Origin of the sequence: Bacillus sp. Nf3 (assembly GCF_003028545.1) — a bacterium.
Lineage (GTDB): Bacteria > Bacillota > Bacilli > Bacillales > Bacillaceae > Bacillus > Bacillus safensis.
Genome location: NZ_PYUA01000003.1, coordinates 556871 through 582606 on the forward strand (window position 1 = coordinate 556871; position 25736 = coordinate 582606).

Annotated in this window: 26 protein-coding genes; 20 read left to right on the forward strand and 6 right to left on the reverse strand. The window is 40.7% G+C overall.

Features of this window, described 5'->3' with window-relative positions; genetic code table 11:
• Window positions 1-216 precede the first annotated feature (216 nt).
• Both C9414_RS12295 and C9414_RS12300 read left to right on the forward strand, forming a co-directional pair.
• Window positions 217-1329 carry a response regulator aspartate phosphatase gene (locus C9414_RS12295; protein WP_047203094.1) on the forward strand — a complete coding sequence of 371 codons (1113 nt, stop codon included), beginning with the start codon at window positions 217-219 and terminating at the stop codon, window positions 1327-1329.
• Window positions 1330-1784: 455 nt separating this feature from the next.
• Window positions 1785-2018 carry a hypothetical protein gene (locus tag C9414_RS12300; RefSeq protein WP_024425111.1) on the forward strand — a complete coding sequence of 78 codons (234 nt, stop codon included), beginning with the start codon at window positions 1785-1787 and terminating at the stop codon, window positions 2016-2018.
• Window positions 2019-2058: 40 nt separating this feature from the next.
• Here C9414_RS12300 and C9414_RS12305 read toward each other — a convergent pair whose 3' ends face one another.
• Entirely contained in the window at window positions 2059-2754 is a 696-nt protein-coding gene (locus tag C9414_RS12305) for a YoaK family protein (RefSeq protein ID WP_047203095.1), read from the reverse strand.
• 67 nt (window positions 2755-2821) lie between these two features.
• The gene (locus C9414_RS12310) at window positions 2822-4654 is read right to left on the reverse strand and encodes a DNA ligase D (RefSeq protein WP_107163729.1); all 1833 of its coding nucleotides are present in this window, start codon (window positions 4652-4654) and stop codon (window positions 2822-2824) included.
• Window positions 4655-4769: 115 nt separating this feature from the next.
• Here C9414_RS12310 and ku point away from each other — a divergent pair, with 115 nt between their 5' ends.
• Entirely contained in the window at window positions 4770-5618 is an 849-nt protein-coding gene (gene ku, locus C9414_RS12315; RefSeq protein WP_048240214.1) for a non-homologous end joining protein Ku, read from the forward strand.
• Window positions 5619-5836: 218 nt separating this feature from the next.
• Here ku and C9414_RS12320 read toward each other — a convergent pair whose 3' ends face one another.
• Window positions 5837-6280, reverse strand: coding sequence for a DUF2188 domain-containing protein (locus tag C9414_RS12320; protein WP_107163730.1), 444 nt, complete (start codon window positions 6278-6280; stop codon window positions 5837-5839).
• Between the two features lie 160 nt (window positions 6281-6440).
• Here C9414_RS12320 and C9414_RS12325 point away from each other — a divergent pair, with 160 nt between their 5' ends.
• From C9414_RS12325 to C9414_RS12340, 4 genes are all read left to right on the forward strand, one after another.
• Window positions 6441-6914 (forward strand): VOC family protein, encoded by a 474-nt coding sequence (locus C9414_RS12325; protein WP_052773114.1) that lies wholly within the window; start codon window positions 6441-6443, stop codon window positions 6912-6914.
• A 48-nt stretch (window positions 6915-6962) separates the two neighbouring features.
• Window positions 6963-7376 (forward strand): Rrf2 family transcriptional regulator, encoded by a 414-nt coding sequence (locus tag C9414_RS12330; RefSeq protein WP_059375422.1) that lies wholly within the window; start codon window positions 6963-6965, stop codon window positions 7374-7376.
• A gap of 101 nt (window positions 7377-7477) precedes the next feature.
• A complete protein-coding gene (locus C9414_RS12335) occupies window positions 7478-8329 on the forward strand; it encodes an SDR family oxidoreductase (protein WP_107163731.1) in 852 nt (283 codons plus the stop codon).
• 154 nt (window positions 8330-8483) lie between these two features.
• Complete coding sequence (locus tag C9414_RS12340; protein WP_107163732.1) at window positions 8484-9392, forward strand: DMT family transporter; 909 nt, start codon at window positions 8484-8486, stop codon at window positions 9390-9392.
• 12 nt (window positions 9393-9404) lie between these two features.
• Here the strand turns inward: C9414_RS12340 and C9414_RS12345 are convergent, their stop codons facing one another.
• The gene (locus C9414_RS12345) at window positions 9405-9596 is read right to left on the reverse strand and encodes a hypothetical protein (RefSeq protein ID WP_047203102.1); all 192 of its coding nucleotides are present in this window, start codon (window positions 9594-9596) and stop codon (window positions 9405-9407) included.
• A gap of 110 nt (window positions 9597-9706) precedes the next feature.
• Here C9414_RS12345 and C9414_RS12350 point away from each other — a divergent pair, with 110 nt between their 5' ends.
• From C9414_RS12350 to C9414_RS12380, 7 genes are all read left to right on the forward strand, one after another.
• Window positions 9707-11923 carry an RNA ligase gene (locus C9414_RS12350; RefSeq protein ID WP_107163733.1) on the forward strand — a complete coding sequence of 739 codons (2217 nt, stop codon included), beginning with the start codon at window positions 9707-9709 and terminating at the stop codon, window positions 11921-11923.
• Between the two features lie 64 nt (window positions 11924-11987).
• Window positions 11988-12698 (forward strand): DUF421 domain-containing protein, encoded by a 711-nt coding sequence (locus C9414_RS12355; protein ID WP_107163734.1) that lies wholly within the window; start codon window positions 11988-11990, stop codon window positions 12696-12698.
• Between the two features lie 228 nt (window positions 12699-12926).
• Window positions 12927-13505, forward strand: a complete 579-nt coding sequence (locus C9414_RS12360; protein WP_107163735.1) for a TetR/AcrR family transcriptional regulator — start codon at window positions 12927-12929, stop codon at window positions 13503-13505.
• A 21-nt stretch (window positions 13506-13526) separates the two neighbouring features.
• Window positions 13527-16670, forward strand: coding sequence for a bifunctional cytochrome P450/NADPH--P450 reductase (locus tag C9414_RS12365; RefSeq protein WP_107163736.1), 3144 nt, complete (start codon window positions 13527-13529; stop codon window positions 16668-16670).
• A 193-nt stretch (window positions 16671-16863) separates the two neighbouring features.
• Entirely contained in the window at window positions 16864-17772 is a 909-nt protein-coding gene (locus tag C9414_RS12370; RefSeq protein WP_041085128.1) for a trypsin-like serine peptidase, read from the forward strand.
• Between the two features lie 258 nt (window positions 17773-18030).
• On the forward strand, window positions 18031-18411 hold the full coding sequence (locus C9414_RS12375; protein ID WP_235436039.1) for a NucA/NucB deoxyribonuclease domain-containing protein: 381 nt from the start codon (window positions 18031-18033) through the stop codon (window positions 18409-18411).
• A gap of 147 nt (window positions 18412-18558) precedes the next feature.
• Complete coding sequence (locus C9414_RS12380) at window positions 18559-19407, forward strand: STAS domain-containing protein (RefSeq protein ID WP_039178899.1); 849 nt, start codon at window positions 18559-18561, stop codon at window positions 19405-19407.
• A 32-nt stretch (window positions 19408-19439) separates the two neighbouring features.
• On the opposite strand, the gene C9414_RS12385 is transcribed toward C9414_RS12380, so the two are convergent.
• On the reverse strand, window positions 19440-19982 hold the full coding sequence (locus C9414_RS12385; protein WP_039178902.1) for an IseA DL-endopeptidase inhibitor family protein: 543 nt from the start codon (window positions 19980-19982) through the stop codon (window positions 19440-19442).
• Between the two features lie 293 nt (window positions 19983-20275).
• Between C9414_RS12385 and C9414_RS12390 the strand changes: the two genes are divergently transcribed.
• Window positions 20276-20725: a hypothetical protein gene (locus tag C9414_RS12390; RefSeq protein ID WP_107163737.1), complete on the forward strand. Its 450-nt coding sequence runs from the start codon at window positions 20276-20278 to the stop codon at window positions 20723-20725.
• Between the two features lie 44 nt (window positions 20726-20769).
• Here the strand turns inward: C9414_RS12390 and lexA are convergent, their stop codons facing one another.
• Entirely contained in the window at window positions 20770-21390 is a 621-nt protein-coding gene (gene lexA / locus C9414_RS12395) for a transcriptional repressor LexA (RefSeq protein ID WP_024425129.1), read from the reverse strand.
• Between the two features lie 159 nt (window positions 21391-21549).
• On the opposite strand from lexA, the gene yneA reads away from it, so the two are divergent.
• From yneA to sirA, 5 genes are all read left to right on the forward strand, one after another.
• Window positions 21550-21861, forward strand: a complete 312-nt coding sequence (gene yneA / locus C9414_RS12400) for a cell division suppressor protein YneA (protein WP_024425130.1) — start codon at window positions 21550-21552, stop codon at window positions 21859-21861.
• Between the two features lie 17 nt (window positions 21862-21878).
• Window positions 21879-22526, forward strand: a complete 648-nt coding sequence (locus tag C9414_RS12405) for a YneB family resolvase-like protein (RefSeq protein ID WP_047203108.1) — start codon at window positions 21879-21881, stop codon at window positions 22524-22526.
• Window positions 22527-22595: 69 nt separating this feature from the next.
• Window positions 22596-22826 carry a DUF896 domain-containing protein gene (locus tag C9414_RS12410; protein WP_024425132.1) on the forward strand — a complete coding sequence of 77 codons (231 nt, stop codon included), beginning with the start codon at window positions 22596-22598 and terminating at the stop codon, window positions 22824-22826.
• A gap of 187 nt (window positions 22827-23013) precedes the next feature.
• The gene (gene tkt, locus C9414_RS12415) at window positions 23014-25017 is read left to right on the forward strand and encodes a transketolase (RefSeq protein WP_107163738.1); all 2004 of its coding nucleotides are present in this window, start codon (window positions 23014-23016) and stop codon (window positions 25015-25017) included.
• A gap of 198 nt (window positions 25018-25215) precedes the next feature.
• A complete protein-coding gene (gene sirA / locus C9414_RS12420; RefSeq protein ID WP_024425134.1) occupies window positions 25216-25662 on the forward strand; it encodes a sporulation inhibitor of replication protein SirA in 447 nt (148 codons plus the stop codon).
• Window positions 25663-25736 lie beyond the last annotated feature (74 nt).

Sequence of the window (25736 nt, forward strand, 5' to 3'; positions counted from 1 at the left end):
TTTCATTTTGAGATGTTCTTTTTTTAAAAAAGGCTAAATTTTTAGGCAAATATCATTGATTAGGAAAAGGAAACGCACTTTTAAAGGAAACGGATATTGAAGATTCAAGTGATTCATATTAAAATGATGTCAAATGGACTAATTAGCAATTGCTAATAGAAGTTCCATATTTAGTGAAATCATGTGTTGTAGCTGAAGGTGGATTGGGGGTGTAGAATGAGCAAAGTTCCTGTTGCGGAATTGGCATCACTATTAAATGACTGGAACATGGAAATCAAAAAAGATCATGCAGATGAGGCAGAACGGTTATTTGCCAAAGCGAAACAAGCAGTAGAGGAAATTGACGATGCGGATATCCTCATATACTATTCTCTTCTTGAGAAAAGACATCACATTCTTATGTACAATTTAAGAGGGCAAAAGGGCAACGTTTCAACGAAAAGTATAGAGGGTCATTATGGAAAAAAAGAAGATGATCTGTCTAATCGTCTTGCCTATTATTTCGATTTCTATGAGGGTGTGTATGAGCAGCATCAAGGTAATTATGAGGTTGCATTGCAAATGTATCAAAGTGCTGAAAAGCTCTTAGATAAAATTCCAAGTGAGATAGAACGTGCTGATTTCGATTTTAAAGTGGCATGGCTTTACTACCGGCTTAGTCATATCATGCTCTCATTAAGCTATATCCGCAGAGCGCTCCACGTCTATAAGCGGCACAAGCAGTATGAAAGAAGAACAGCCCTTTCATACTCTCTTATAGCAGCGAATCTAACAGAGATCGGCCGGTATGAAGAGGCGCTTGAGAATTATCGTCTGGCAGAAGAAGTTTTGACAAGTGAGCAGGATGATTTTATGCTGGCTCAGCTTCATCACAATGTGGCCATTTTATATTCATTTTGGAACAAACCGAAGGAATCGATACGTCATCTTGAAAAAGCAATGTCCCATCAAGAGTACTATGATTCAGATTTCTTTTTCCATTCTACGTATCTGATCAGCCGGGAACTCTGTGTGATTGGTGAAAAGCAGCGTGCAAGCCAATATATAGAGGCTGCATATGCCAGAATAAAGGATGCTTCTCATGAAGTGTTTCAGCTAAAAATAGGCATCGTACATGATCTTTACTTAACGCATGCGCCACAAAGATTTCAGCAAATTGATGAGAAATTAAGAAAGTTAGAAGAGAAGAATGAATATCATGAAGTAAAAGAGCTATCACAATTTGCAGCAAAATATTGTGAAAAGCAAGCACTTTATGAGCAGTCTGTTTTTTACTTGAACAAAAGTTTAGAAGCGGATTTACATATGAAAAGAATGGGGTTGATTTAAGATGAAAACAGGATTAAAAGTATTATTTGTTGTCGGTTTAGCGGTCGCTGCGACTGTTCTATCGCAAAACGTTGCGGGTTCATTCGAAGTTGCAGAAAAAATCATTGGTGGTTAATACCATGTATCTCTCGCCCTTGTTGATATCGTCAGCAAGGGTTTTTTGTGTTTTAATAGGCTCTTCTTATTAAACGCTACAAGAACGTTTAATAAGAAGAATTCGCAACAAAGGGGGTGTGCAAATTTATTACCTGCTCCATTATTCTAAATAAACATAGGGCAGAGCAACAAGTTAAAAAGGTCACTTTTCTTTGCTTAATTTAATTTTTTGCAGGACTTTTCATTCAAATTTTATCAAATTGGTCTAATGTACATAGAAGGAAAAGAAAAAGCAGGAGCACCGCCTCTTTTGTCATGCATATGATGAGATAAGGTCTGATTTGAAGGCAGGTGATTGTATGTATCCACGGGTTTATGGTGGTTTTCATGGAGGCGGTTTTAGCGGAGGCGGGGCACATATTGGGCCAGTTGGTTCCCATATCGGCTTTGGCGGATATTATTTGAGCCCTGGTGTATTCTCTGGCTTAGGCGGTTTTCCCGGGTACGGAGGATTCGGGACATTTTCTGGATATCCATATGGTTCTACGTTCATCATGGGACGCCCTCCTGGTTTTTATGTAAGGAGTTATTAGTGTAAAATCACAATCATTGAAATAGCCTTCTAAAGAGAGGCTATTTCAATTGGTGAAAGTGCTTCAATCCAGCTGTTATCACAATGATGCCTAGGATGATGATAGGCAACCAAATGATGATAAACGGGTCGTAACGATCTGTGTATGCAGCAATAGCCGCACCTAGGCAGTAAAAGACAATAGATCCAATTCGCAGCAAGCTCACATGCTGAATAGGGGCTTTTCTTTTTTCCCTGTATGATATGCGCTGAGCTGCATCTTCAAATAGATTAGCGAGTGTACTCGTGAGAACAGTTGTAGAAATGCCAGCAACATTCAATTTACGAGCCGCTGCTGTCTGCATGCCCATGGCCATACTTAAAAGGATGATCAGCATAAAGTAAGCACCTTGTGTATAAGGGAAAATGGTCATGAAAGCAAATAGAAACAAAATCATCACTTCTATGATAAAAATGCGTGTCACGGCTTTTGGCCAAAACGCTTTCTCATGCTTCCCGCCTACCACAACTGCAAGTAAAACCCCTAAAACGAATCCACTTAGAGCAATGATGGAATGCAGGGCCGTTAGCTGCAAGGAGCTTCCTGCTGCAATGCCGAGCAGCACAATATTACCTGTCATATTGGCTGTAAACACATGCCCTAGGCTTAAATAGCCAATTACATCCACAATTCCTGCGGAAAGACATAAGAAAATCAAAGCTGTATTACGAAATGAATGTGCGGTCAAAATCGTCATCCCTTTCTTCCTCTCTAATGAATAAGTGTAACGCTTCATGACCGCGGATGTCCATCTGATGAGAAGGTCACATGTGTGCAAGCTGATGTAAGACTTGTCTAAAAGCATCATCATTCACAAGGTGCCTCATGCGGCGGAACGGATCGCCTTTTTCCTTTAAACGCTCTATGACAGCTGGCATCGTAAAAAGAGTAGGATGAAGTTCATCATGATAGAGTTCGTCCCATTCAAGCGGTGTCGCGACAAGTCCAAGCTCATTTCCTCTCGGGGAATATGGAGCGATAATTGTTTTTCCAGCATCATGCTGAATGTAGTCTAAATACAAGCGATTGCCGCGTTTTTTCTTAAGACGTTCCAGAGTAAATAGATCCGGTGCTTGCTCACATAAAAATTGGCATATAAACGCAGTGAATTGTCTTGTTTCTTCGTAAGTGAAGGCGTTTTTCTTTAAAGGAATATAGACTTGAAGCCCTTTGCCTCCGCTTGTTTTAATAAAGGCTGTGAGAAAAAGTCCGTCTAAAAGCGCTTTGATTCGTTTAGCAGCTTCGATAGCTAGATGAAATTCATTTACAGATGGCGGGTCCAGATCAAAGACGATTTCTGTAGGCCGATCCGTATCTCTTGTTTCAAAAGGGATATGAAATTCCATCGCCAGCTGGTTGCCAAGCCAAAGAAGCGTACGAGGATCATTACAGACCGTGTAAGAAATACCATCAACTTCATCTGTCAAAACAAAATCCGGCGCATAATCAGGAGTTGACTTTTGATAAAAGAATTCGTCTCCACTGCCGTGCGGATACCGAATTAAAGTAAGACGCCTTTCACGTAAAAAGGGCAAAAGATAGGGAGCCACTTGTCTTAAATAAAGTAAGTAATCTGCCTTGTTCAGTTGAAGGGCCGGGACAATGGGTTTCTCAGGGTGAGTGACGTCTATAACAACAGGGAGTGGATACAGCTGTTTGAGCATTTGCTGAATTGTACATGCTGCTGGATCCGCATCTAGTAAAAAGGAAGAAAAACGCGGCTCTCTTAACGCCGATCCATCAAAGGATATACACGCAATGCTGGCAACAATAGAAGGAGGAATTTCATATGTTGATCCTCCTGTTAACTGGCCCTTTGTCTGGAATAGCGTGCGCAGTGTTTGTTCTTCTTCTTTAGAAAATCCATGCTTGAATTGGACAACCTCGATGAGAGCCGAATCTTGATAAATGGAGCCTTGGAAATAGCCATTTTCTTTGTCAAAACGGGTTACAATGACAGACACATACCGCCAGTTTTTCATTTTTAGCCATTCTTTTGAACGAGTATTGTCATACCATTTACTCGTCTTTTTTTTCGCTACTAATCCTTCTGCTAAATACATCGTCATCAAGTTTTTCATGTATTCAGAGTCTGGGTCTGTATGAATGACCTGCAGAAAGGAAGGGTGCTCCAGCTGAACTGATGAAGGGAGTTTTGCGTCTTGGAAAACTTGTTGCAGCTGATTTTTTCTTTCCGTCAACGGTAAATCAACGAGAGGTTTCCCTTTACATCTTAATAGATCAAACGCAATGAAATGACATGGAAATCGTTCAGCCTGTCTTTGGATGGCTTCTTTGTTTTTCAGCCGGCCTCTTTGCTGAACCTTCGCAAACTCACTTTGCTCTTCACTTAGTAAAAAGACCAATTCTCCGTCAAGTGTCAGTGGTAAAAAGGGAGCAAATTCGTCTCTTAATTGTTCGCACTGATCCATCACTTCAGGAAATTGCTCATTTAGCTGTTTTCCGGTCCTGCTTTCTAAACGAATCTCGTCTTCTTCCCATACAAGAATAGCCCGAAAGCCATCATATTTTAATTCATACACCCAGTCTGCACCGGCAGGTATATCATGTGCAGGTGTTAATCGCATAGGTTTCATTGTGCATGTCACTTCCTTATATCATGTGTTCTTAGAGTGGGATGAAATTTTCAATCACATACATAAGTCTGATGAAAACATTACATAGTAAGGAGAAAAGAACGGAGGAAGCGCGATGCATACAGTATGGAAAGGCGGCATTAGTTTCGGATTGGTCAATATTCCAGTCAAGCTGTTTACCGCTACAGAGAACAAAGACATTAAATTAAGACAGCTGCATAAAGAATGTCACACGCCCATTAACTACAAGAAAGTATGTGCCAATTGCGGTGAAGAAGTAGCACCGGAACAAATTGTGAAGGCGTATGAATATGCGAAAAATAAATTTATTGAATTGGACGATGAAGAGCTAGAAAAACTACGAAAAGAAAATGAAGAAAAAGCCGTTGAAATCATTGATTTTGTAAAGATTGAAGAGATTGATCCAATCTATTATGAAAGAAGTTATTTCTTATCACCGGATACCGGCGGAGCGAAGGCTTATTCATTATTAAGAAAAGCTTTAGAGGAATCTGGGAAAATTGGTGTGGCAAAAATTATGATCCGCTCAAAGGAGCAATTAGCGATCGTTAGGTGCTATGAACATATTTTGCTGATGGAAACCATTCATTTCCCTGACGAAATTAGACAAGTATCAGATGTACCGAATATCCCCCAAGAGGAGAACATTGTCAAGAAAGAGTTAGATACAGCGCTCCTTTTAATCGAGCAGCTGACCACAACATTCGATCCAGCGGCATATCAGGATGAATACAGAGAACAGCTGATGAATTTAATTGGCGATAAAATATCTGGAGAACATACCGTTCAACCAGAAACGACAGGCAAAAAAGATCCTGCATCTAATGTGACTGATTTAATGGCCGCACTACAGGCATCAATCGACCGATCAAAACCAGCCAAAGCGAAAAAAGCAGCGCCTAAGAAAAGAAAAACTCCAGCGAAAAAAGAAAAGAATGCATAAAACAAGACCGCTGACAAGCGGTCTTAAATTGTTGACAAAAGACTAAAATGATCTTTATTTTAGCCTTTTGTTTTCCTTCAGCGTGATAGAAAACCTTTGCAGTCTAGGAAGGAACGAGTACCGGAGCGGAGCGAATTTAACATTCGTGAGCACCGGCACGCAGGACTGACACCGAATGCGAGGGTTTGTCTACACGCTAAGACCGCTGACGAGCGGTCTTATTGCGGCTTTAACACATCCTGAATCGTCCCATCTTTTCGGTGAATGACAACAGATGTTCCTTTATTAGCTGAAATCTCCTTTGCCCGGTCAATTGCTTCTTGTTTTGTTTCTTTGACCTCACTTGCTCGTTTCGCTTTCTCTGTTTGAACCGCCCAGCCTTCCTCGTGTTTTACTACATGCTGCGCATGATCCATGAGCTCTGGTCTTGCGGAGCTGCTGCCCTCAGAAGGTTTGACAGAACCATGAGATGAGAAATTTTCTATCTCTTTCTCTGTGGCATTCTTTTTCCACTCTTTCGCTTGACTGATCGCAATGGGAATGGCTCTATTTTCCTCATAGCCTTCCTGTATCATTTTATTGGCAATCTCAAGCGCTTTTTTTCGAATGACGTTGTCTAATGATTGAAATGAAGCTGGATAATCGTTCATCGTCCAAGGCATATGAACCGCTCCTTTCTTTTATTTGAACACCTTCCCCCATCTGTAATGGATCAAACATACAAGTTCTCTCAAACCAATGTTAGAGCTAAAATACATCGTTTTGCTGAGGCAGAATTTCATCAACTCCCGCAGAATAGAAGGTAGAAAAGGAGTGATTTTGATGATGATAAAAGGACTGTATGAAGCACATTTACCTGTGAGTGACTTGAAGACATCTATTGCGTTTTATGAAAAATTGGGATTGACACTTGCTCATGAGAATGAAAGAGTAGCCTTTTTATGGATTGAGAAAGGAAAGAGCTGGCTTGGCATATGGAAAGCAGATATGTCCACTATTCCATATCACGTAGCAACTCGACATTTAGCCTTCCAAATTAAAACATCCAGCATCGAACAGATCAAATCCTGGCTGATCGAAAGAGGCATCAGCATTCACCCAATGTTTGGTTTTTCAGAAGAAAAGCAGCCTTTAGTTCTCGATAATCCGCCGCAATTTCATGCAGCGATCTATTTTCTTGACCCAGATGAGAATCTGCTTGAATGCATTGCTCCGCTTGAACTTGATACAGGAGAAGACTACGATATCATGACGTATGAGGATTGGGAACGAAAGAAAAATCCGTTTATTGATTGACAAAATCACTTATTGTAACTATATTGATTACAACGGTGGTGAAAGATTGTGAAACAAATTAGCAGCAGGTATCCGATTGCTGTTCATATTGTGTCATTTATTGCAGGTGTTCCAAAAGAGTGTACTAGTGATTTTATTGCAGAGAGCGTGAATTCAAATCCAGCCATTGTTCGAAAAATGATGGCAATGCTCAAACGGGCGGGTCTCATTGAGATTCGCCGCGGAGTAGGCGGTGCTTATTTAAAAAGAGCGGCTGGGGATATTACGCTGTTAGATGTGTATCGTGCTGTGGATGTAAGCGAGGATGAAGAATTGTTTAACTTTCATCAGCCCGTCATCGCATGCCCGATTGGTCAAGCGATGGACACGAGACTTCGGCATGAACTAAAAGAAGCACAAGCTGCACTTGAGAATCACCTAAAGCAAGTGACAATTCAGCAATTATTAACAGAGGCGGAATAAAAAAGCTCGTACATGGGAGCTTTTTTTACACCTTTGTTGTAACCATTTCGATTATAACGAATGCACATCACCGTTGAACGAAAAATGAGGAGGTCAAACAAATGAAATTATTAGTAACAGGTGCAACAGGACAACTTGGATCGCTCGTCGTCAAGCATTTGCTCACAAAAGTACCGGCTGAACAAATTGCAGTCAGTGTTCGAAATCCGCAAAAAGCAGCACATTTGAAGGATGCTGGGGTGGATGTACGCCGTGGAGATTTTACTCAGCCAGACACCCTGACATCAGCATTTGAGGGCATTGACCGTCTGTTGATCATTTCAACGGTGGATGGAGACCGCGTGCAGCAGCATAAAGCGGCAATCGAAGCGGCGAAAGCAGCAAATGTGAGTTTTATTGCTTATACAAGTGTTGTCAATGCAAGAGAGAGTCAGCTTGTCCTTGCAAATGACCATGCCAAAACAGAAGAAGCCATTTTGGCCTCTGGCATTCCTCATGTATTTTTAAGAAACAACTGGTATGTTGAAAACGAAAAAGATACGATTCTGGCGTCAGTCAGCGGCGCACCATTTTTAAGCCCTATTGGCGAAGGAAAGGTTGGCTGGGCAACAAGAAATGACTACGCAGAAGCGGCAGCAAATGCGTTATCACTTCCAGTACATGATCAGGAGATATATGAACTGTCAGGCCCGCTTCGGACGCATAGTGAACTTGCACAAATTGTCAGCAAGGTGAGCGGAAAAGAAATCAAAGTAGAAAAAATAGATGTAGATACATTTGGAGAATTTTTAGCTTCAAATGGTGTACCAAAAGATGCAGTGCCATTTGTCAAAGCCATTCAAAGCGGCATTCGCGATGGTGCATTAGCTGTCGAAAGCCAAGATTTCGAAACATTACTAGGCCGGCCGTTAACACCTATTGAAGAAAGAATTCGTGAATTGATTTCAAATTAAACATCAAAAAACGCCCTATGAAAAGGGTGTTTTTTTCATCCAACAAGCTGACGCCAGTTTAAAAAATCATCTTGCCACTAGGTGAATGGACATAGTAAGATGACGACATATAAGATGAACTGCTCATCTACTGCTGATGTAAAGGAAGCTGCTAATGGAAATCAAGACAACTGCTCAAACGAAATCAATTGCACTGCCACTTGTGATTTCGATAATTGCTATTTCGTTTTCTGCAATCATTGTGAAATGGTCAAATGCACCTGCTGCTATTTTAAGTATGTATCGAATGATCTTTGCGGCGGCTTTCATGCTGCCATTTATCCTGCCAAGAAAAAAAGAATTTCTCTCAATAAAACGCAGAGACTGGTTTTTCTTATGTATGTCAGGCTTCTTTTTAGGCCTCCATTTTGTGCTGTGGTTTGGCTCACTAAAGCTGACGACAGTGGCAAGCTCTACCATTATTATCGCTCTACAACCGATGGTGTCCTTATTAGGCGGATTCCTCATTTTCCGTGAACGAACGACGATGTCTGCTCTATTGACGATGTGTGCAGCGATTGTTGGTGCCCTTATGATAGGGTGGGGAGATATTGGTCATAGCAAGGAAGCCATCTTAGGAGATATTTTATCCTTTTTGAGTGTGATCGCTGTTGTTTGTTACTTGTTAATAGGTCAACAGGCTGTCAGAAAAATATCTCATTGGATTTATAGTTTTTGTGTATTTGGTTTTGCCGGTCTTTTTTTAATTTTATTCAATCTGCTTCAGCAAACCCCTTTTATAGGCTATCCGGCTAAAGAGTGGGGAATCTTTTTATTGCTCGCTATTATTCCCACTATGTCTCATGTCATTAATAATTGGCTTTTAACTTATGTTAATGCGACAACTATTTCAATGGGTATTCTAGGGGAACCTGTTGGGGCAACGATCCTTGCTGTATGGCTGCTTGGAGAGAAAGTCACGCTGCTCCAAATGCTTGGCGGTCTGCTTGTTCTTTTAGGTGTCTTTTTCTTTTTGATGCAGCAGCGTCAAGGAATCGTGATGAAAACAAAAAAATCCGGTTAACTCCCGGATTTTTTACTCTCTTAGATCGTTTTTTTCAATCACTTTGTTTAATCTTGCCTCGATTTTTTTCAATTCCATTCGTTTTCTTCTAATCATTCGAAATGCGATGACAATGATTGTCACAATAAAGGCAATGAACAGAAGAGAGAACATTTGAAATAGAAGATCTCCCATATTGAATGCCATATTCTCTCCATTAGACATACATAAAACCTCCCTTTATATCTATATATTACCATAATCAATAAAAGATTGAGATTTATCCATAATTTATCTATAATAGGTAAAATATCACTCATTAAAGGAGAACCAATATGAGAACTTTAGTCCTTTTACGAGGTCTCCCAGGCGCAGGTAAATCAACATGGATCAAAGAACAAGGCTTAGAGCCTTACACTTTATCAGCGGATCAAATCCGGCTGTTAACCCAGCCACCGCAGCTATCAGTCAATGGGAAACTAGACATTTCAAGCAAGCATGACCACAAAGTTTGGTCTTTATTATTCGATTTACTCACAGCCCGTATGGACCGAGGAGACTTTACTGTGATTGATGCGACACATATTTCAAGCAAATCAATTTCTCAATATAAGTCTTTAGCGACATCGTATCGTTACAGGGTGTATGTCGTCGATTTCACGCAGGTGCCCCTTGAGACAGCTCTTTTACAAAATCGCTCACGTGAATCTCACAAAGTGGTGCGGGAATCTGTTTTGTATCAAATGAACGAGCGGTTAAAAACAGAAAAGGTCCCATCATGGGTGACTGTTTTGAAGCCGGAGGAATATCCGCAAGTGATGACCTATCAGCCTCGATCCTTTGATCAATATGAGGCCATTCATGTTTTCGGAGATATTCACGGTTGTTACACCGCACTTACCACCTATTTGCAAGGAGATATCAAAGAAAACGAACTTTATATCTTTGCAGGTGACCTTCTTGATAGAGGAATAGAAAACAAAGAAGTATTAGAATGGATGCTCGCCCATAGAGAATGCCGGAATGTCATCGTCATTGAAGGCAATCATGATCAGCATTTATACCGGTTTGCGCATGGTGAAAAGGTCAAAAGCAATATGTTTAATCGTCATACTGCGCCTGAAATCGAAGCAGCTGATTTTGATTTAAAAGAAGTACGAAAGTTTGTTAGAACATTTCACCAGCTTACGTATTTTACATACCATGGCCAGACATTTCTTGTGACCCACGGGGGGCTTGCTCATTTGCCAGAAGAGCTTCTGCATGTCTCAACACAGCAGCTCATTCACGGCGTAGGAGAATATTCAGATGACATTGATCACTTGTTTGTTCAAAACACGGCTGGGCTGGATGTCATCCAAATTCACGGTCATCGCAATTTATACAGACTGCCAATTCACGCAGCGGAAAGATCTTATAACCTAGAAGGTCAGGTTGAATTTGGGGGGCAGCTGCGGGTGTTGAAAATCACGGGTGACGGGATAGAGACTCATGAAATTGACAATCCAGTCTACAGAGCCTCTGAGAAAAAACAATCAGCTGCTGTTCAGCCAGATATTTCACTGGATGATTTTTTAGCTCATTTAGATCAGCATGAATATGTACAGGAATTAAAGCTACCGCACCATATTTCATCCTTTAATTTTACGAAAAAGGCTTTTAGTGAGCGGCAATGGGACGATGTGAATGTGAAGGCAAGAGGTTTGTTTGTCAACATGGTTTCAAAGCAGATTGTGTCTAGAAGCTACAATAAATTTTTTAACATTGATGAGCGTCCGGAGACAAGAATGCAGCATTTAGTGAACCATCTACAATTCCCTGTCACCGTATATGATAAAGCAAATGGATACTTAGGAACTGTTGGGTATAATGAAATGGAAGATGAATTGGTGTTTACGTCCAAATCGTATACATCACATGTGAAACAAAATCAGCATGCTTCCTGGGTCGAAGAGCTATTTTATAAGACCTTCGATGACGTGCAGGCTGACTACATCAAATCATACGTCCGTGACCAGCATGTATCTCTGGTGTTTGAAGTCATTTTGCCAGAAAAAGATCCGCATATTATCACATATGAACAAGATCAACTCATTTTACTCGATATAGTGAAGCGGCAGTTAAGCTATGAAAAAGCACCATTCGCTGAAGTGAAAAGATTAAGTGAGCAGCTGGGAATATCCAGCAAGCAGGAAGTGGCTGTTTTCCATGATTGGACGTCTTTTTATAAATGGTATCAAGCGGTCTCTCATGATGACACAATTAAAGAAGAGGGATATGTCATGGAGGACGCTCGCGGCTTTATGACCAAACTCAAGCTCCCTTATTATCAATTCTGGAAGCAGATGCGCGGGATCAAGCAGCGCGTTGCAGAGAAGCGTTCCTCGCAAAAATATATGCATGCTTTGCAAACAGCGGAGCAAGCTAGGTTCTATACGTGGCTTCTTGAGCAAGAATCAGATCATGTTAGGAATAGCTCAATTATTGAACTGCGATCACAATTTGAACAAAGCGGTACTGCCCAATTGAATAATGATGAAATAAATGCATAGTCTAACAAAGAGTCTTTTCTAAGGAAAAGGCTTTTTTTGATGCAAATGAAAGGTGGATACTTGCATGTCTGACCATATTGAAGTGATTCTTCGAACGATGTTTGCTTTTGCGATTTTATTTGGAGGAGCGCGTCTTCTAGGGAAACAAACCATTGCGCAGATGAATATTTTTGATTTTATTGCAGCCATCAGCTTAGGTTCAATTGCAGCAAACCTGGCGTTTAATACAACGCTCCCGCTTCAGCACACAACGATTTCCTTTGTGTCACTTGTCATGATTATTTATGTGATTTCCCTGCTTGCATTAAGAAGCCGAAAGATGAGAGGGCTGATGGCTGGTAAACCAACTCTTGTCATACAAAATGGAAAAATTCTTGAAGGAAATATGAAGGGGATGAGATATACCCTTGATTATTTAAATCAGCAGCTGAGAGAAAAAGACATCTTTGATATTAGTGAAGTTGAATTTGCCATGATTGAAACAGATGGGCATATGTCAGTGAAAAAATACCCTTCGTTTGAAAATGTCACACGGAAGGACCTTCAATTATTCATGAAGGCAGAGCGTTACATGCCGATTGAAGTCATCATGGACGGGAAACTCATCCAAAAAAACATACATGAAAATCATTTAACAGAGCAATGGATAGAAGAAGAGCTTAAAAAAAGGCAGCTGTCCTTAAAGGACATTGTTTATGCTGTCCGTTCAAGTAATGGAAGCTTATATATTGATACATATGAAGACCACATTCAGTCACCAATCGATCAGGAATGAATGTGTAGTGCTGATGACACCTGCATGACACACATTTGACAATCTTTATAAGTCCTTTGGATGTCTTGTGCCTAGGTATCATTTCTCAATTATTATTATTTTCAGAAAATGTGGTGACGGAGTAAAATAAGTGTGTTTAAGTATAAATAGATGAAATTGAAATATTAATATAATATACCGCAAGCGGAATGAACGTTCATTCCTATATTTTTATAAGGAGGGGATGAAATGCCAGCAGTGACTGATAAACAAGAACAGATCATGAAAGCTTCGCTGGAACTATTTATAGAACGAGGCTTTGATGGCACCACAATGCCGATGATTTCAAAAAGAGCAAACGTCGGAGCGGGCACCATTTACCGTTATTTCGACAGCAAAGAGGCACTCGTCAATATTTTGTACCAGCGCAGCCTCTCAGCATTTATCGAAAAAATGAACACAAACCGTCCAGATCCAAAGGTAAGTATTCGTGCGTACTTTAAGCATGTATTTTATTGCTTGGTTTTGTTTACAAAGGAGAATCCAAGCGGGCTGTATTTTTTAGAGATTGATAAACGGTCCCATTACTTAGACGAAACGAGCAAAGAGAAAATGCAGCATTTGTTACATGAGCTGTTCCTTATCTTTGAAGAAGGGAAAAAGGATGGAATTCATCCAAACCTCTCAGGCAGAACCATTTTATCGATTGTATTTGGTGCTTTTGTGCAGCTGCATAAACAAATTCTTGCAGAAGAAATAGAGCCAACAATAGAATTTTTAGAGGAGATTGAGCAATGTTTATGGCGCGCCATCAGCGTTGCATCATAAAGAGATAAAGGGAGTGGGCATATGAAGCAAACATCAATCATTCCAAAACCAAAAACATACGGACCTTTTAAAAATATTCCCCATATAAAAAAGGGGGAGCTTTCTCAAACTTTTTGGCGGCTGGCAGACGAATTAGGACCGATTTTTCAGTTTGAATTTTCAAATGCAACAAGTATTTTTGTTTCCAGCCATGAACTTGTCCAAGAAGTATTTGATGAGAGCCGTTTTGATAAATTTATTGGGACTAGTCTCAGTAAAGTAAGAGCCTTTGCAGGAGATGGGTTATTTACGAGCTGGACAGAAGAACCGAACTGGAGAAAGGCTCATCAAATTTTGATGCCAGCATTCAGCCAGCAGGCCATGAAGGGCTATCATGAGATGATGCTCGATATTGCCACACAACTCGTGCAAAAATGGCAAAGAACAGGCCGCGATGAAGAAATTGAAGTAGCTGAGGATATGACAAAGCTGACTTTAGATACGATCGGTCTTTGCGGTTTTGATTTTCGCTTTAACAGTTTTTATAAAGAAAACCAGCATCCATTCATTGAAAGCATGCTGAAAGGCTTAAATGAAGCAATGGAGCAGTCGAGCCGATTGCCGATTGCCGATAAACTCATGATCAAAAGACGAAAAGAATTTGATCAGCATGTCGATTTTATGAAGCAATTAGTAGATGACATTATACAGGAACGAAGAAAACAAGATAAAACAGGCGATGATTTACTGTCTCTTATGCTGCATGCAGAGGATCCTGAAACAGGTGAACGTTTATCTGATGAAAATATCCGTTATCAAATCATCACCTTCTTAATTGCAGGGCACGAAACAACAAGCGGACTGCTATCCTTTGCGATTTATTTCTTACTAAAGAATCCAGAGAAATTGAAGAAAGCTGTCCAAGAAGCAGATGAGGTGCTGCAAGGCGGATTGCCGACATTTAAACAAGTGCAAAAGCTAAGCTACACTCGTATGGTGTTAAATGAAGCCCTTCGCCTCTGGCCAACCGCGCCTACGTTCTCTCTTTATGCGAAAGAGGACACAGTAATCGGGGGAAAATATCCGATTCACAAGAATCAAAGTGTCTCTGTTCTGCTTCCTAAATTACACCGTGATCCAGCGGTATGGGGCGAGGATGCTGAAGAATTTAAACCAGAGCGGTTTACGCATCCTGAGAAAATCCCGCAGCATGCTTACAAGCCTTTTGGGAATGGACAGCGTGCATGTATCGGTATGCAGTTTGCTCTGCATGAAGCTACGATGGTTCTCGCGATGGTTCTGCATAATTTAGAGTTAATTGATCACACATCTTATGAGCTTGATTTAAAAGAATCTCTGACGATTAAACCAAACGATTTCAAAATCAAGGTGCGGCCAAGGAAGCAACAATTCTTTATGGCACCACCGAAAGAAGAACCGAAAAAAAGCAACCAATCTAGTGAGTCAAAAGTGCCGAGTCACGGTACACCGCTGCTAGTTTTGTACGGATCGAATCTTGGCACAGCAAAGCAAATAGCGAACGAATTGGCGGAAGACGGGAAAGCAAAAGGATTCGATGTGACCACTGCACCGCTTGATGAATATACACGCCAATTGCCAGATACAGGCGCTGTCCTCATCGTGACCGCTTCATACAACGGATATCCGCCTGACAATGCGAAGCAATTTGTGGATTGGCTGGCGCAGGATGAGGAGCAGGATTTATCAAACGTGACATTTGCGGTCTTTGGATGCGGAGATCGAAACTGGGCGAGTACGTACCAGCGGATCCCCCGTCTGATTGATGAGGCCCTTGAAAGAAAAGGTGCTAAACGTGTAGCTGATTTAGGAGAAGGTGATGCAGGCGGTGATATGGATGAGGATAAAGAAATCTTCCAGAAAACTGTATTTGAACAGCTTGCAAAAGAATTTAAGCTCACCTTCCAAGAAAAAGGGAAGGAAAAACCAAACCTATCAGTTGCTTATACGAATGAGCTAGTGGAGCGTCCTGTAGCTAAAATATATGATGCCTTTTCAGCTGTTGTATTGAAAAATGAAGAATTACAATCAGAAACAAGCACGAGGCAGACAAGACATATTGAATTGAAACTGCCTGCTGGAAAAGCATACAAAGAAGGGGATCATATCGGGATTGTACCGAAAAATAGTGATGCACTCGTTCAGCGTGTGACCCGCCGCTTTAAACTAAATCCAGAGCAGCACATCAAGCTTTCATCTGAGAAAGAGGCAAGTCATTTACCATTAGATCAGCCGATTCCAATCAAAGAATTACTCGCCTCACATGTTGAGCTTCAAGAGCCTGCGACACGTACACAGCTAAGAGAGCTCGCAGCACATACGGTATGTCCGCCTCACCGCGTGGAGCTTGAACAAATGGCTGGTGAAGCATATCAAGAAGCCATTTTAAAGAAACGAGTAACCATGCTGGATTTATTAGATCAATATGAAGCGTGCGAGCTACCGTTTGTACACTTTTTGGCGCTTTTACCAGGTTTGAAACCGCGTTATTATTCGATCTCTAGCTCGCCTAAGGTAGATGAAGAAAAAGTCAGTATCACAGTAGCAGTTGTAAAAGGTAAAGCGTGGAGCGGCAGTGGAGAATATGCCGGAGTCGCCTCAACCTATTTATGTGGTCTAAAAGAAGGAGAAGAAGTAGCCTGCTTCCTGCATGAAGCGCAGGCTGGATTCCAGCTGCCTCCTTCATCAGAAGTGCCGATGATCATGATCGGACCAGGTACAGGAATTGCTCCATTTAGAGGATTTGTTCAGGCAAGAGAAGTGTGGCAGAAAGAAGGAAAGCAGCTAGGCGAAGCCCACTTATATTTTGGCTGCCGTCACCCTGAGGAAGATGATCTATATTTTGATGAAATGCAGCTTGCCGCACAAAACGGAGTTGTCCATATCCATCGTGCTTATTCTCGTTACGATGAGCAAAAAGTATATGTCCAGCATTTGTTGAAAGAAGACGGAGGCATGCTCATCGAATTGCTTGATCAAGGAGCTTATCTGTACGTGTGCGGAGACGGAAAAGTCATGGCCCCAGATGTAGAGGCTACACTAATCGATCTCTATCAAAAAGAGAAACAATGCTCGAAGGAAACAGCTGAAAATTGGCTGACAGCCCTTGCAAATGACAATAGATATGTAAAAGATGTGTGGAGCTGACAAAGAGGAAAGACCGCCAATTAGGCGGTTTTTTTCTGTTCATATAGTAAGAGATCGATAGAATGAAGGTTGGGAAGATACAAAACACCTAATTTAAAAATGAAATATTTTTAAAAAATAAGAATATTCTCCCATTTACTCCAATATGAAACAATCGTATGATTTTTGATATAGGACATAAAGGAGGAATATGATGAAAAAGGTGAAAATGTTACTCCCTTCTCTTCTCGTTTTTGGTGCTTTAAGTGTGCCTAGTTTTGCCCATGCCACATCAGATTCAGTACTAACGTCTGATTATGACATGGTGACTTCTGATGGAAAAGTGATTTCTTCAAGTGATTTCCACAATGATACGAAAGCCCCCTCATCCTTTGACAAAGTGGATGATCTTTCTTCTACTGTTGGCGAAAAAGTAAAACCACTATCAAAATATTTAAAAGATTTTCAAACAAAAGTCGTCATTGGAGACGATGGTAGAACCAAAGTAGCAAATACAAGAGTAGCACCATACAATTCGATTGCTTATATTACATTTGGCGGCTCCAGCTGTACAGGGACACTCATTGCTCCTAATAAAATTTTGACAAACGGACACTGCGTGTACAATACGGCATCGAGAAGCTATAGTGAAAAAGGAACCGTATATCCAGGTATGAATGATAGTACTGCGGTGAACGGTTCAGCAAAAATGACTGAGTTCTATGTGCCAAGCGGGTATATTAATACTGGTGCAAGCCAATATGACTTTGCCGTAATCAAAACCGATACGAATATTGGCAATACGGTCGGCTACCGATCCATCCGCCAGGTGACAAACTTGACTGGGACAACCATTAAAATCTCAGGATATCCTGGTGATAAAATGAGATCGACTGGCAAGGTGTCACAGTGGGAGATGTCAGGTCCTGTGACGAGAGAAGATACGAATCTAGCATACTATACGATTGATACATTCAGCGGAAATTCAGGTTCTGCCATGCTAGATCAGAACCAGCAAATCGTTGGAGTTCATAACGCTGGGTATTCAAACGGAACGATGAATGGCGGTCCAAAAGCGACAGCTGCCTTTGTTGAGTTTATAAACTATGCAAAAGCACAATAAAAAATAGAGCTTGTTTCCTTCATAGGAGACAAGCTTTTTTGTATGAATTCATTTAATAGAGGGTTCATTTTTTAACCTATGGATTTGAGATTGAGAGCTTCATCAATTTTTTCACATGTCATCCGCGAACCACTCATACATTAAAATGTCACATTTCCTTTAAGTCAAAATCATGCTTGAGATGGATGAGGAGGTCACGCGCTTTTGAAGATGAAAAGATTCTGGATCGCTGCTGTCGCCTTATGTTTTGTGATATGGATGGGCATGTTGTCAGGTGGATTTGGAGAGAAGCAAGCAGCAAAAGGGGCTGATCGATATGATCATGTCGTTCAATTTCCAAAGGAAAGGTACCCTGAAACAGGCAGTCATATTCAAGAAGCCATTCGAAAAGGGCATTCAGATGTGTGTACCATTGACAGGAATGGAGCAGATGCCCGCAGGCAAGAATCATTAAAAGGGATTCCGACAAAACCTGGCTTTGACCGGGATGAATGGCCGATGGCGGTTTGTCTTGAGGGAGGAAAAGGCGCAAGCGTTCAATATGTCAGTCCATCTGATAATAGGGGAGCAGGCTCATGGGTCGGGCACCAAATCAGCGGATTTCCTGATGGGAAAAGAATATTATTCATTGTGAAATAAATCTGAGGAAAAGGCACCCCTCAATCGGGTGCTTTTTTGTATATGATCAGAGCGTATCCGAGCTGGCAGGAAAAAAAGATTCAGTGGTACAATCAATCTATAAGGTACAAAGACTGACAAGAAGAAAATGTGAAGGGACATTTGCTTATGGATAAGAACCGTGCATTATACGATTTTTTTATGCAGCATGCAGAGAAGCTGACTGAAACATGGTATGAATCAATTGAGGACGATGATCCAGAATCGATATATCGTTCAACAGATTCCAGCATCATTGCAGAGCTAAAACGGCAGAATCAAGATTATTACCAGCACTTTATACGAGCTATTATTGAAGACAAGACATATTTACATACTGAATTTAAAAAATGGTCTGAGGATTTAGCCAGTGATCCGAAGCATTTAAATACACCATTAGATTATGTCGTAAGAGAATACATGTCCAATCAAAGAGTCGTTCTGCATTACTTAAAAGAATTTATTAAACAGCGTCAAGGTGACATTGATATTGATCGCATTTTTTATTGGTATGATTTAATTTCCGAAGCGTTTAATATATCAATCCATGTGTTTATCCAGCAATATGTGAAAAATACAACGAAGAAGCTTGTGGCTCAAAGAGATATGATTTATGAATTGAGTTCACCAGTGATTGTTTTAAAAAGCCAGATTGCGTTGTTGCCTTTAGTAGGTGATATTGACACAGCGAGAGCAAAGATTATTTTAGAAAATACGCTAAAACAGTGCTCGCAAAAAGGGGTTCAGCATTTATGTATTGATCTATCTGGTGTTGTCATTATTGATACAATGGTGGCTCATCAAATCTTTGATCTTGTCACGTCACTTCGATTAATTGGAGTAGAGACGACCATTTCAGGAATTAGACCAGAAATTGCTCAAACAGCAGTACAGCTCGGGCTTCCATTTAATGAATTTCGCACGGCATCATCACTTGCTCACGCGCTGGACCGCATGACTGAATTTTCTCCAATATAAAAACCAGGCCTCTCATCGGCCTGGTTTTTTATTTAGATGACAGCGTCAATTTGTGTGACTTTCCAATCTTTTTGTACTTTTTCGTACGTAACAGTTCGTTTTACTTTGCGTCCATCAAGTGTTGGGACAGTAAATTCATATGTGCGGACTGTTTGTTTTTTAGAAACAAGTTTAGGTGTGGCTTTTTCCCAATTGAGCATGTTGTCTCCGTCACCGACTGGAACAGCCATTTTGCCTTTATGAACAATAAACTGATAATCTTTTAAACCATGTTTGATGGCATCTTGAGTGAACACTTGAGATAGGTAGCTGTTTAATTTTTTCTTTGTATCAAATGTTTTAGAAAGATAGTTGTATGTCATATCTTTATAGGTAAATGATTTTAATTTGTAATTAGAATGTTCTTTAATTTTGTAGCCTGACATTGCACTCCAAAAATGTTCTCTTGCATCAAGGGCAATATGTAACGCTTCTTTATTTGTCAAAGCGGCTGATTTCTTGGAAGCGGCCAATGTTGTTGTTTGTAATGAGATCATAAGCATAATAGCAGTTAATAAAACAAATAATTTTTTCAAGGCAATTGCCTCCTTTTCTCAATGAAAACTTCTTATGTTACAAATGTTACAATAATTACAGTGATATTACAAGTGTTAAATCTAAATGTTTTTTATTTCTTTTGTTTCTAATAATATAACGTTTGAGGGAGACAAAAAGTTTTCATTTTTTTTTTTCTTCTTAATGATTATTTAACCGTTCTAAAGAAGAACGAAACGTCTTTTGGAAAAATTTCTATTTAGACGTTTAACACACTTTTTTTATTTATGACATATACTGTCGTGATGAATGTCTAAAGAAAGTGGTGTTTAATATGTATCATCCGTATGAAGGTGTGTGGAATGGGTACTCATATGATAGGCAGATGCAGGGGTTTCCATCTGTTGGTATTCCTTCAGGTGGAGGGTTTCCTGGATTTCCGACTGGAGGAGGAGGTACTTGGCCAGGGCAAGGTTCAGGCGGACACTCAGCCCCGCCGGCACCGCCGCAGCATATCATTTCGCAGTATCAGCAAGCACTCTCGCAGCCACAGAGTATGCAGTCGCTTATATCTGGGCACGGTGTTGGCGGAGGCCATCAAACTGTACAATTTGCAGCGGGATGTAATAGAAGATGGACAATTGTGTTTTTGAGAAACGGTCAAGTATTTTTAATGTATATCCTTTCCTCACAGCCATTTGGCCGAACCACTGGCTTTATATGGCCGAACTTTACATTTGGTTCCTTCCCAAGTTCAAGTATTCTTGCCTATTCTTGTGCATAAGAAAAAGCCGGTTCTCATCAGCAGCTGATGAAATACCGGCTTTTTTAATGAATATTTCGAAATACGCCAATCACTTTACCTAGTATACTCACATTCTGTAAAATAATCGGTTCCATTGATGGGTTCTCTGGCTGTAATCTAAAGTGTGTATCTTCTTTATAAAAGCGTTTCACTGTCGCTTCATCTTCCTCTGTCATGGCGACCACAATATCTCCATTGTTAGCTGTGCTTTGCTGACGCACAATGACATAGTCCTTGTCCAAAATACCTGCATCAATCATACTTTCTCCCATAATTTCAAGCATAAACACTTGTTCATCTGGTGCTGCAAAAGTCTCTGGAAGAGGGAAGTATTCTTCTACATTTTCAACAGCGGTGATAGGAAGACCGGCCGTTACTTTTCCGATGACTGGAACGTTCATTACAGCACTCTTTGGAATATTCATTTCCTCTTCATCTAGTACTTCGATCGCTCTAGGTTTTGTCGGGTCTCTTCTAATTAAGCCCTTTGTTTCTAGTCTAGCTAAATGTCCATGGACCGTTGAACTGGATGCTAGACCGACAGCTTCTCCAATTTCACGGACGGATGGGGGATAGCCCTTGCTTTTTACTTCATCTTTGATGAATTTCAGGATATCGAGTTGTCTTTTTGATAGCTTCGTCATCTTTTGCACCTCAAAACGTCAATTTTAAAGAAATTATAGCATGTTTTTCCTAACAGTACAAACATAGGTTCGAAAAAAACGTTTGACAGAAACGTTTGTTCGTATTTATAATGAGTGACAGAAAGAGCGAACACATATTCTATTAGGAGAGATGACATTATGAGGTTAAAAGAATCTATTATTTTTATTGGGGTATTCTCATTCATCGTTGGCATATTTCTCTCACTTATTGCAGTCACAAGCCATAATGATTCAAATCAGTATGTTAAAATAGAGGTTCAATCAGGTGATACTCTTTGGGGGTTAGCTGATCAAGTAAACGACAGCAAATCAATCGACAAAAATGCATTTATTGACTGGGTTACTGAACACAATGATCTTGCTTCAACTGAAATCCAGCCTGGCGACATTCTTGTCATACCCGTCAAAAAAGAGCATCCAGTCGTATATCAGCTTGCAACAGTACAATAGAAAGGTCGATTTGAGACATGAACGCAATCATTTATGCGAGAGTAAGCACTGTCAAAGAGGAGCAGGAAACCTCGCTGAAAAGACAAGAAGAAGAACTGCTGGCGTTAGCTGCCATGCACAAGATGAATGTGGTCAAAGTCATCAAAGAAAAAGCAAGTGGATATGATTTAGATCGTGATGGTGTGTTTGAAATGCTTGCTGCACTGAAGGAAGAGTCAATCGATGCCGTTCTGATCCAGGATGAAACACGTCTTGGAAGAGGACAAGCAAAAATTGCGCTCCTTCATTGTCTATTTAAAGAGAGCGTAAAGGTATACAGCGTGTTTCATAGAGGAGAGCTTGAGCTTTCAGAAGCAGATGAAATGGTCATTGAGATTGTAGGAGTCGTCGAAGAGTATCAACGGAAAATTCATAACCTGAAAATCAAGCGGGGAATGAAAAGGGCAGTTGAGCGCGGATATCAGCCTGAACTGAATTTAAGGCAGCAGGACCATGCACCTGGCCGTGAGCGTATTGAAGTGCCGATTTCAGAAATTGTTCGATTAAGAAAAAACAATATGACATTCGCCGAAATTGCCGCAACTCTTCAGGCGTTAGGTTTTGACATTTCAAAAGCAACGGTTCATAGAAGGTATCAAGAATATGAAAAAGGTCTTACCACCTAAAGCGTGATTTGTTGTCAAAATGATTGATATTTAGTAGTATGTAGAGAAAATGCTTTAAAGGAGTTTGTCATGATTTCTAAAGAACAGCTTGCAAGAATAAATGAGCTTTCAAAAAAGTCGAAAGAGACCGGTTTATCAGACGCTGAAAAAACAGAACAAAAGCAGTTGAGAGAAGAGTATTTGAAAGCTTTTCGTTCTTCTATGAAAAATACACTTAAAACTGTCAAGATTGTTGATCCTGAAGGAAACGATGTCACACCAGAAAAATTAAAAAGAGAAAAAGATCAGAACCTTCATTAAGGCTGTGATTTCTTGAATTTTGAAAAGATGGGAAGATTATTCTCGTCTTTTTTCATATTTGCATAACTTTTTAGGTGATCGATAAACTAAATGTGACAAAATCCTTCTTTTTCAGCGTGAAATAGTTGTGAAAAAAGGACAGTAGATTTATGATAATGGTGTACACAAGATACGGAAGGGGATTTATATGGAAACGATTGAATTGAAATCTATTGCAACAATACGTACTCTCTCCATAGACGCAATTGAAAAAGCGAATTCCGGTCACCCAGGAATGCCGATGGGTGCTGCACCAATGGCGTACGCTTTATGGACGAATCACTTAAACGTAAGTCCGCAAAATCCAAATTGGTTTAACAGAGACCGCTTTGTTTTATCTGCGGGACATGGTTCTATGCTTCTATACAGCATGCTTCATTTAAGCGGATACAATCTGAGCATCGATGATCTAAAACAATTCCGCCAATGGGGAAGCAAAACACCTGGACATCCTGAATTTGGACACACAGAAGGCGTAGATGCCACAACAGGTCCTTTAGGCCAGGGAATTGCTATGGCAGTAGGGATGGCACTTGCAGAAAGACATCTTGCGGAAACGTATAACAAAGACAACTTTCATGTTGTAGATCACTATACATACAGCATTTGCGGAGATGGAGACTTAATGGAGGGGATTTCCTCTGAAGCTGCTTCACTTGCTGGTCATTTAGGCTTAGGCCGTTTAATCGTTCTTTACGATTCAAATGACATTTCTTTAGATGGCGACTTAGATCGTTCATTCTCTGAAAATGTGAAGAATCGTTTTGAAGCGATGAACTGGGAAGTTCTTTACGTGAAAGACGGCAACAACATCGAAGAAGTAACAGCTGCTATTGAAAAGGCGAAACAAAGCACAGACAGACCTACTTTAATCGAAGTGAAAACAACAATCGGTTTCGGTTCGCCAAACCGTGCGGGAACGTCTGGTGTGCATGGTGCACCTCTTGGCAGCGAGGAAGCTAAGCTGACGAAGGATGCTTACTCTTGGACGTTTGAAGAAGATTTCCATGTACCTTCTGAAGTGTACGATCATTTCAAAGAAGCTGTCAAAGACGCTGGTCAGAAAAAAGAAGCAGCTTGGAATGAGCTGTTTGCGCAATACGAAAAAGAATATCCAGAGCTGGCAGCACAGCTGAAGCTTGCGATTGAAGGAAAGCTTCCTGAAAATTGGGACCAAGAGGTTCCTGTTTATGAAGCAGGTTCAAGCCTTGCCTCCCGCGCTTCTTCAGGCGAAGTGTTAAATGGTATTGCAAAGCAAGTACCTTTCTTTATTGGCGGGTCTGCTGACCTTGCTGGATCAAACAAAACAACGATTAAAAACACGGATGATTTCGGTAAAAATAATTATGCCGGTAAAAACATTTGGTTCGGTGTGAGAGAATTTGCAATGGGTGCGGCGCTCAACGGTATGGCACTTCACGGCGGTCTTCGTGTATTCGGCGGAACGTTCTTTGTTTTCTCAGATTACTTAAGACCAGCGATTCGTCTTGCTGCCTTAATGGGACTTCCAGTCACATACGTCTTTACTCATGATAGTATCGCTGTTGGTGAAGATGGTCCAACACATGAACCGGTTGAACAGCTTGCTTCACTGCGTGCGATGCCTAACCTTTCCGTTATTCGCCCAGCAGATGGAAATGAAACAGCTGCAGCGTGGAAACTAGCTGTATCTTCAACGGATAAACCGACTGCACTAGTTCTTACTCGTCAAAACCTTCCAACGATTGACCAGGCACCAGAGAAGGCATATGAGGGAGTAGAAAAGGGTGGATACGTTGTGGTTGAAGCAGCTGATGCACAGCCAGAAGCACTTCTACTCGCTTCAGGATCTGAGGTTGGTTTAGCCATTGAAGCGCAAAAGGCACTTGAAAAAGAGGGTATCCGCGCATCTGTTGTCAGCCTTCCTGCATGGGATCGCTTCGATCAGCAGTCAGACGAATACAAAGAATCCGTTCTTCCTAAAGCAGTACGTGCACGTATTGCGATTGAAATGGGTGCGTCACTTGGCTGGGAGCGTTACACTGGCCTTGACGGTGACGTGATTGCAATTGATAAATTTGGCGCTTCTGCACCAGGTGAAACCATTATCGAGAAATACGGATTTACTGTCAGCAATGTAGTCAGCCGTGTGAAAGCGAAGCTGAATAAATAAACGAACTCCAAGCATCATGCTTTTTTGCTATCTGTTTGCAGAGCATTTTCATCCGCTCTGCAAACTTTTTTCTTTTTTCTTGTTTTTTTGACAAAACTAGTTTCTTCTTGCTTCATATATAGACAATTCTTTCTTTCACATTTTTGTATAATACAAGCAATAAACGAGATTGACGAAATGTGAAAGGAAGGGATAGACATGGAACGCCATTATTATATTTATTGGATTGAGGATGAATTTGCACATCACTATTTTGGCAGGGAATCTATTTTGTTTCATTTGTTTGAGTCGTTACACTGGACGAATCGCACCGACGATGAGTTAGTTATGCTTGTGAAGCAAGTGGATTATGTGACGAAACGAATCCCTGCTTTTCATATGCACCAGCGTCTCATGAATAACTTAACGAACATTCACTATACACAAATAGGCTCGATTTACAGCGCTTCTTTACCAGATGGAAAAGGAACCGCAGCATTTATTATTAAAGACCGGTATATCCAAATGTCTGCGACTGGTAGTTATGAGGCAGAAGCGGTGTTTTTTGAAGTGCTGAGAAAAATCAGCCCTTGTTTTCTTGCGATGGACTTTAGTTCAAAGAAGCACGGGTGGCTTAATCCAGTAAAAGTGAGGAATTTTGTTTAAAAAAATAAAATTGAACGTGAAATGTTGTATAATAGCCTTTTGTTTAGTACACTTTATACGAGACAACATGAAGG